This window comes from Candidatus Bandiella numerosa (assembly GCF_021811875.1).
GTDB lineage: Bacteria > Pseudomonadota > Alphaproteobacteria > Rickettsiales > Midichloriaceae > Aquirickettsia > Aquirickettsia numerosa_A.
Genome location: NZ_JAJBJD010000046.1, coordinates 1 through 7203, shown reverse-complemented (window position 1 = coordinate 7203; position 7203 = coordinate 1). Strand labels below are relative to the sequence as shown.

Genomic DNA, 7203 nt, shown 5'->3' with positions numbered 1-7203 from the left:
TCTGCCTATTATGCAATGGTCTTTAATAGTGTAAATTTCATTGCAGAGAGGGGATGATTAAAGCCTCCCTACCTTAATTGAATAATTATTGCGCTAATTAAAATACGCTTTATCATTTATATAAATTTATAAATATACTATTTCTTGCTGTGTAGCGCAGATTAAATATTTATAACAGGCTTGATTTTTAGTGGTGATAGGAGTAATACTTAGTTAAATTTTGGTAATATTACGACGATAAATGAATCCTTCTGATTCCTCTTTTTTCTCTCAAAATGCTTTGTTTATAGAAGAGCTATACAATGAGTATTTGAAAAATCCAAACTCAGTTGATGAAAGTTGGAGAAAATATTTTTCAGAATCAGAAGAAAATAATAATGACTTTAAAGATTTTTTTTCAGGACCAAGCTGGAAAAAAAGGTGCAATAAAATTATAGGATACCAAGAAAAAATAGACATTGATGTCAAAAAAGAAAAAGACAGTCCAAGTAAAATTAGTAATATTTCATTAAAAATAGCAAAGTTAATAGATGCTTTTAGATCATATGGGCATATGGCTGTAAAATTAGATCCTTTAGGCTTAACTAATAAAAATTTTCCTAAAGAACTTGATTATAGGAATTATGGCATTAAGGAAGAAGAATTAGGGCAACAAGTATACGTAGATGGAGCTTTTGGTCAACAAGAAATGCTATTAAAAACTCTCTACCAAAATCTTGTAAATACCTATAGTGGACGGTTTGGTGTAGAGTTTATCCAGATTGATAATTATGAGGAGAGGGAGTGGTTGAGAACTGAAATTGAAAATGATATAGGTGTTATAAATTTTGATAAAAATAAGCAAGCTGAAATTTTAGATAGTTTGGTAAAAGTTGGGATGTTTGAAGAATATCTTCATGTAAAGTTTCCAGGTGCAAAACGTTTTTCGATTGAAGGTGGTGAAGGTACTATTACGGCAATTGAAGAGATAATACAAATTTCTGCATGTAGTGGTATTAAAGAGATAGTTTTAGGAATGGCTCATAGGGGGAGGCTGAGTGTTTTGACAAAAGTTATAAAAAAGCCCTACCATGTTGTTTTTTCTGAATTTAAGGGAGGTATTTTTATACCAGATAACCTCAATCTGCCTGGTGATGTTAAATATCATGTTGGGATATCTTCAGATATTAAAGTTAATCAAAAAGACATGCATTTAACGTTAACGCCTAACCCATCTCACTTAGAGCTGGTAAATTCTGTGGTTATGGGGAGAGTACGAGCTAAACAAGATTTAATTGGTGATAAAGATAGAAGCGAAGTATTGGGAATCTTGCTTCATGGAGATGCTGCTTTTTGTGGACAAGGTTCTGTAATGGAATCATTGGCTTTGGGTGGAACAAAAGCATATGGTACGGGTGGAACTATACACATAATAACGAATAATCAAATTGGATTTACCACTAATTCTTCAGATGCCAAATCCTCAAGATATTGCACAGATATAGCTAAAATGGTAGGCGCTCCAATTTTCCATGTTAATGGAGATGATCCTGAAGCTATTGCATATGTTAGTGCGATTGCTGCAAAATACCGGTCTAAATTTAAAAAAGACGTGTTTGTTGATATAGTTTGTTATAGAAAATATGGACATAATGAAGGTGATGAACCGATGTTCACTCAGCCTAGGATGTATGACATTATTCATAAGCACAAAAGTCCTTCTGAGATTTATAGTCTTAAATTATTAAGTCAAGGTAGTATTGATAAAGATACAATTCAGCAAAATAAGGAAGTTTTTAAGGAGTTTTTAGACAAAGAATTTGAATTATCGGATAGTTATAAACCTCAGAGTGCTGATTGGCTTAAAAATGATTGGAAGGGCTTTGATGAATTTTTAACTGATGATAATAAAAATGTTGTTACTGGCGTAAAATCCAAAGAACTAAAAAATTTAAGCGATCCTTTAACAAATATACCTCATGATTTCAAGTTAAATAAAAAGGTTGAGAGGCTACTCAGTAGTAGAAAGCAAATGTTTGATACAGGTGATGATATAGATTGGGGAATGGGAGAAACAATGGCTTATGCATCGCTATTAAAAGAAGGGTATAATATCAGATTTACTGGTGAGGATGTTGAAAGAGGCACTTTTTCTCATCGCCATGCGGTTTTAGTAGATCAAGAAAGTGAACAAAAATATATCTCATTAAATAATCTGGGCAATGATCAAAGTGGTAAATTTGAGATTCATAATAGTATTTTGTCTGAATTAGCAGTAATGGGATTTGAATATGGTTACAGCTATTCTAATCCTAAAACGTTAGTCATTTGGGAGGCGCAATTTGGTGATTTTGCAAATGGTGCTCAAATGATTATCGATCAATATTTAGTTTCAGGTAAGGCTAAGTGGCTGAGGATGAGTGGACTTGTTCTACTTTTGCCACATGGATATGAGGGTCAAGGGCCGGAGCACAGCTCTGCAAGGCTTGAAAGATTTTTGCAACTCAGTGCAAATAATAATATCACAGTTGCAAATTGCACGACGCCTGCATCAATTTTCCATTTGCTTAGAAGGCAAGCTTTGAGGACATATAGGAACCCTTTAGTAATTATGACTCCAAAATCATTATTAAGGCATAAATTAGCAGTTTCTAAATTAGTGGATTTTGCTGAGGGCACGCAGTTTAAATCTTTAATAGAAGATGACATGAGAGACTCTAATAAGATAGAGAAGCTGATATTTTGCAGTGGTAAAGTTTATTATGATTTGTTTGAAGAAAGAGAAAGACGCAATGAAAATAAAGTTGCTTTGATCAGATTAGAAGAGCTTTATCCATATCCTAAAAAGGAGATAATCCAGCAGCTTGGTAAATATAAAAATATTAGACAAATTATTTGGTGCCAAGAAGAACACAAAAATATGGGAGCGTGGCAATACATTAAACCAAAATTTGAAGAAGTATTAAAAGAGATTGGCAATAAATTAGAGGTGAAGTATGTTGGTAGAGATGAATCAGCATCTCCTGCAGCAGGATATATGAAATTGCATCTTGAAGAATTAAATAAATTTTTGAAAAAAGCATTTGAATAATAGGAGTTAAAAATTATGGCAGTTAATATTATAGTTCCATCGTTGGGAGAGTCAGTTACAGAAGCTACTGTGGCAAAATGGCACAAAAAAGTTGGAGAGCAAATTAAAGTTGATGAAATTTTATTAGAGCTGGAAACTGATAAAATAACACTAGAAGTGAATGCTCCTGCTTCAGGAATTATTAATGAAATTAAATTTAATGAAGGAGATGTAGTAGCGGTAGGTGATACTTTAGGTTCTCTTGAAGAAAGAGGAGTTGCAGAAATACAAAAAAATATTAAGGCAGCTACAAATGAAGCCACTAAAGACGTTAAAGATGCTCAACACAAACAGCCACAGATTACTAAGGATCAAGTTTTTTCTCCAGCTGCCAGTAAAATTGCATCAGAGCATAATTTGCAAAATATAGCCAATACTACAGGAAAAGATGGGCGTGTTACCAAAGGTGATGTTCTATCTGCGATATCAAATCCTCAGATTGAAAGCTCAGCAATTTCTCAACCTCATGAGCAACTTGAGGAAAGAATAAAAATGACCAGGTTGAGACAAACAATTGCTAAAAGGCTTAAAGACTCTCAAAACACTGCTGCAATATTATCAACTTTTAATGAAGTGGATATGTCGGCAGTTATGAAATGCAGAAAAGATTATCAAGATGCATTTAAAGAGAAGCATGGCGTGAAACTCGGATTTATGTCATTTTTCGTTAAAGCTACAGTTGTTGCTTTAAAGGAAATACCAGCGGTCAATGCTGAAATAGATGGAGAGTATTTGGTTTATAAGAATTATTATAATATAGGCGTGGCTGTTGGAACAGAGCAGGGACTTGTTGTTCCAGTTGTTAAAAATGCCGATAAAATGAATCATACAGATATTGAAAAAAATATTGTGAACCTTGGTAAAAAAGCCAGAGAAGGTAAACTTGCAATGAGCGACATGCAAGGTGGAACGTTTAGTATTACAAATGGTGGAATATATGGTTCTTTACTGTCTACTCCAATAATTAACCCACCTCAATCTGGTATACTTGGCATGCACAATATAGTAGAAAGACCAATTGCTGTTTCAGGGCAGGTTGTCATACGTCCTATGATGTACATAGCTCTTTCGTATGATCATAGGGTAATAGATGGAGGCGAGGCTGTTACATTTTTAAAGAGAATAAAAGAAATGGTGGAAACGCCTGAGAAGCTTTTGTTTGGATTATAGTAAATTATTAAGATATTAAGAGTTTTGTATTATGGAAAAGTATGATGTTTTAGTTATAGGTGGTGGCCCAGGTGGATATGTTGCTGCTATTAAGGCTGCTCAGCTTGGTAAAAAAGTTGCATGTGTAGATAACAAGCAATTTATAGGTGGTACATGTCTAAATGTTGGGTGCATACCATCGAAGTCACTATTAAATACAACCCATAAGTATCATGATGCAAAGCATAATTTTGCTTCAAGGGGAATAGAATGTAAGGAAATTAGTTTTTCATTAGATAAAATAATGAAAACTAAGGATTCAACAGTTTCTGGTTTGGGGCAAGGTATAGCTGGTCTATTCAAAAAAAATAAAGTTGATTATTTTAATGGGCTTGGCAAATTTGAGTCAAATAATAAAATATCTGTGGCTTTAAATAGTGGTGAAAATAAATTATTAGAAGCAGATAACATAATAATTGCAACAGGTTCTGTTCCAGTGACTTTGCCAAATATCAAAATTGATGAAGAAAAAATAGTTACTTCAGATGGTGCGTTATCTCTCAAAAAAGTTCCTAAGAAAATGATTGTAATAGGGGGTGGAGTAATTGGGCTTGAGCTAGGTTCAGTATGGTCAAGACTTGGCGCTAAAGTTGAAGTTGTAGAATTTGCAGACAACATCCTATTTGGCTTTGACAGTGATATAAGAAAAGAAGCAAAAAAAATATTTGAAAAGCAGGGATTGACCTTTAAACTTTCTTCCAAAGTAACTTCAGCTCAAATTAAGAACGGTAAGGTGGAAGTTGAGGTTACGTCAATATCTGGTGATAATTCAGAGAAAGTTGATTGCGATGTTGTTTTGGTGGCTGTTGGTAGAAAACCCAATACAGAATCATTGAATTTAGGTAAAATCGGCATCAAATTAGATGAAAAGGGTAAAATTATAGTAAATGGGCAATTTAAGACGAATATTTCAAATATTTATGCAATAGGAGACGTTATTGCTGGACCAATGCTTGCACATAAGGCATCTGATGAAGGTGTTGTTGTGGCTGAAATTATTGATGGGCAACATGGACATGTCAATTATGATACCATACCTGGTGTAGTTTATACGCATCCAGAAATTGCTTCTGTTGGCAAAACTGAGGATGAATTAAAAAATAATAATGTTGAATACAAAATTGGCAAATTTCCATTTCTTGCTAATAGCAGAGCCAGAACTTCCGGTGAGACAGACGGTTTTGTTAAGATTATTGCATGTAAAAAAACTGACCAAATTTTAGGTGTTCATATTATTGGTGATGCAGCAGGGGAATTAATTGCCGAGGTAACAGTTGCTATGGAATTTAAGGCGGCATCAGAAGATTTAGCAAGGATTTGCAATCCACATCCAACATTAAATGAAGCGATAAAAGAGGCCTCTCTTGCTGCATATTTTAAACCAATTCATTTATAATTTTGAAATTGAAAATTTTTTTAACAAATACACTCTCTGGTAAAAAAGAAGAGTTTATCCCTATTGATAAAAGTGACATTAAGATGTATGTATGTGGTCCTACTGTTTATGATAGGCCACATATCGGTAATGCCAGGTCATCCGTGATTTTTGATCTATTATTTAGGTTATTGAGAAATGCATATTCTAAGGTTACCTATGTAAGAAATATAACTGATGTCGATGATAAGATAATTGACGCTGCAAATAAAAATAATGAAAATATAGAGTCATTAACAACAAGAATAACACAATATTTTCATGAAGATTTAGGCCATCTAAATTGCTTAATTCCTAATCAAGAGCCTAAAGCTACAGAAAATATTCCCGAGATGATATCTATGATAACAAGGCTTATAGAGCTAGGCCATGCCTACGTTAGTGATGGGCACGTATATTTTGACATCGATAGCTATAGTGATTATGGTAGGCTTTCAAAAAGGAAAATTGATGATCAAGATATTGGTGCAAGGATTGAGATTTCGGAGTTAAAGAAAAATCCAATGGATTTTGTGTTATGGAAGCCAAAAAAACAACATGAAAAAATGTTTTTTTCTAGCCCATGGGGCGATGGAAGGCCTGGTTGGCATATTGAGTGCTCTGTTATGAGTAAAAAATATTTGGGTAATAGTTTTGATATTCACGGAGGAGGTGCTGATTTAATTTTCCCTCACCATGAAAACGAAATAGCTCAAAGTATTTGTGAATCAAAAAATAACAAATTTGCAAAGTACTGGGTTCACAATGGATTTTTGACAGTAGAAGGCGATAAGATGAGCAAAAGCCTTGGAAATTTCATAACCGTTAAAGAGCTGTTAGATAGAGGAATTGGTGGAATGGCGTTGAGGTATTTTTACTTAACCTCACATTATAGAAGACCACTGGATTTTAATCAAAAAGCATTAGAAGATTCACAAAAAAGCATAACTAAATTTCAAAAATCTATCCAAAAGTATAGTGAGAAATTTGATGCAAATTCAAAAAAGATACCAGATGAATTTTTATCATATATAGCAGATGATTTAAACACACCTCTTGCACTTTCCTTCATTCATAAATTATCAAGCAAAGCGCAAGAAGGGGATGAAAATTATGCTATAGATATGCTTAATTGTTGTGACTTTTTAGGACTTAATCTTGAGGAGAAGTCTGGAGAAATCCAATTAACTCCAGAAATTATAAAGCTTGCAGAAGAGAGGAAAAAATTCAAAGCAGATAAAAAATGGGAAGAGGCTGATAAAATTAGGATGCAAATAGAGGAGCAAGGTTACAAGATCATCGACACAAAGGATGGATACGAAATAATTTAATCTTGCAGAAGAGAGGAAAAAACTCAAATCAGATAAAAAATGGGAAGAGGCTGATAAAATTAGGATGCAAATAGAGGAGCAAGGTTACAAGATCATCGACACAAAGGATGGATACGAAATAATTTAATTTTGCAATTTTT

At 33.6% G+C, this 7203-nt stretch carries 4 protein-coding genes; all 4 read left to right on the top strand.

The features are described from left to right. Positions 1 to 241 precede the first annotated feature (241 nt). Genes L8D11_RS02595 through cysS form a run of 4 tightly spaced genes read left to right on the top strand, consistent with a single transcriptional unit; the run spans position 242 to position 7063 of the window. Complete coding sequence (locus L8D11_RS02595; RefSeq protein WP_236870119.1) at positions 242 to 3070, top strand: 2-oxoglutarate dehydrogenase E1 component; 2829 nt, start codon at positions 242 to 244, stop codon at positions 3068 to 3070. A gap of 15 nt (positions 3071 to 3085) precedes the next feature. Continuing rightward, positions 3086 to 4279, top strand: a complete 1194-nt coding sequence (odhB, locus tag L8D11_RS02590) for a 2-oxoglutarate dehydrogenase complex dihydrolipoyllysine-residue succinyltransferase (protein ID WP_236870118.1) — start codon at positions 3086 to 3088, stop codon at positions 4277 to 4279. A 31-nt stretch (positions 4280 to 4310) separates the two neighbouring features. Then, on the top strand, positions 4311 to 5714 hold the full coding sequence (gene lpdA / locus L8D11_RS02585) for a dihydrolipoyl dehydrogenase (protein ID WP_236870117.1): 1404 nt from the start codon (positions 4311 to 4313) through the stop codon (positions 5712 to 5714). 2 nt (positions 5715 to 5716) lie between these two features. After that, positions 5717 to 7063, top strand: a complete 1347-nt coding sequence (gene cysS, locus L8D11_RS02580) for a cysteine--tRNA ligase (RefSeq protein WP_410519501.1) — start codon at positions 5717 to 5719, stop codon at positions 7061 to 7063. The last annotated feature ends 140 nt before the right edge of the window (positions 7064 to 7203 follow it).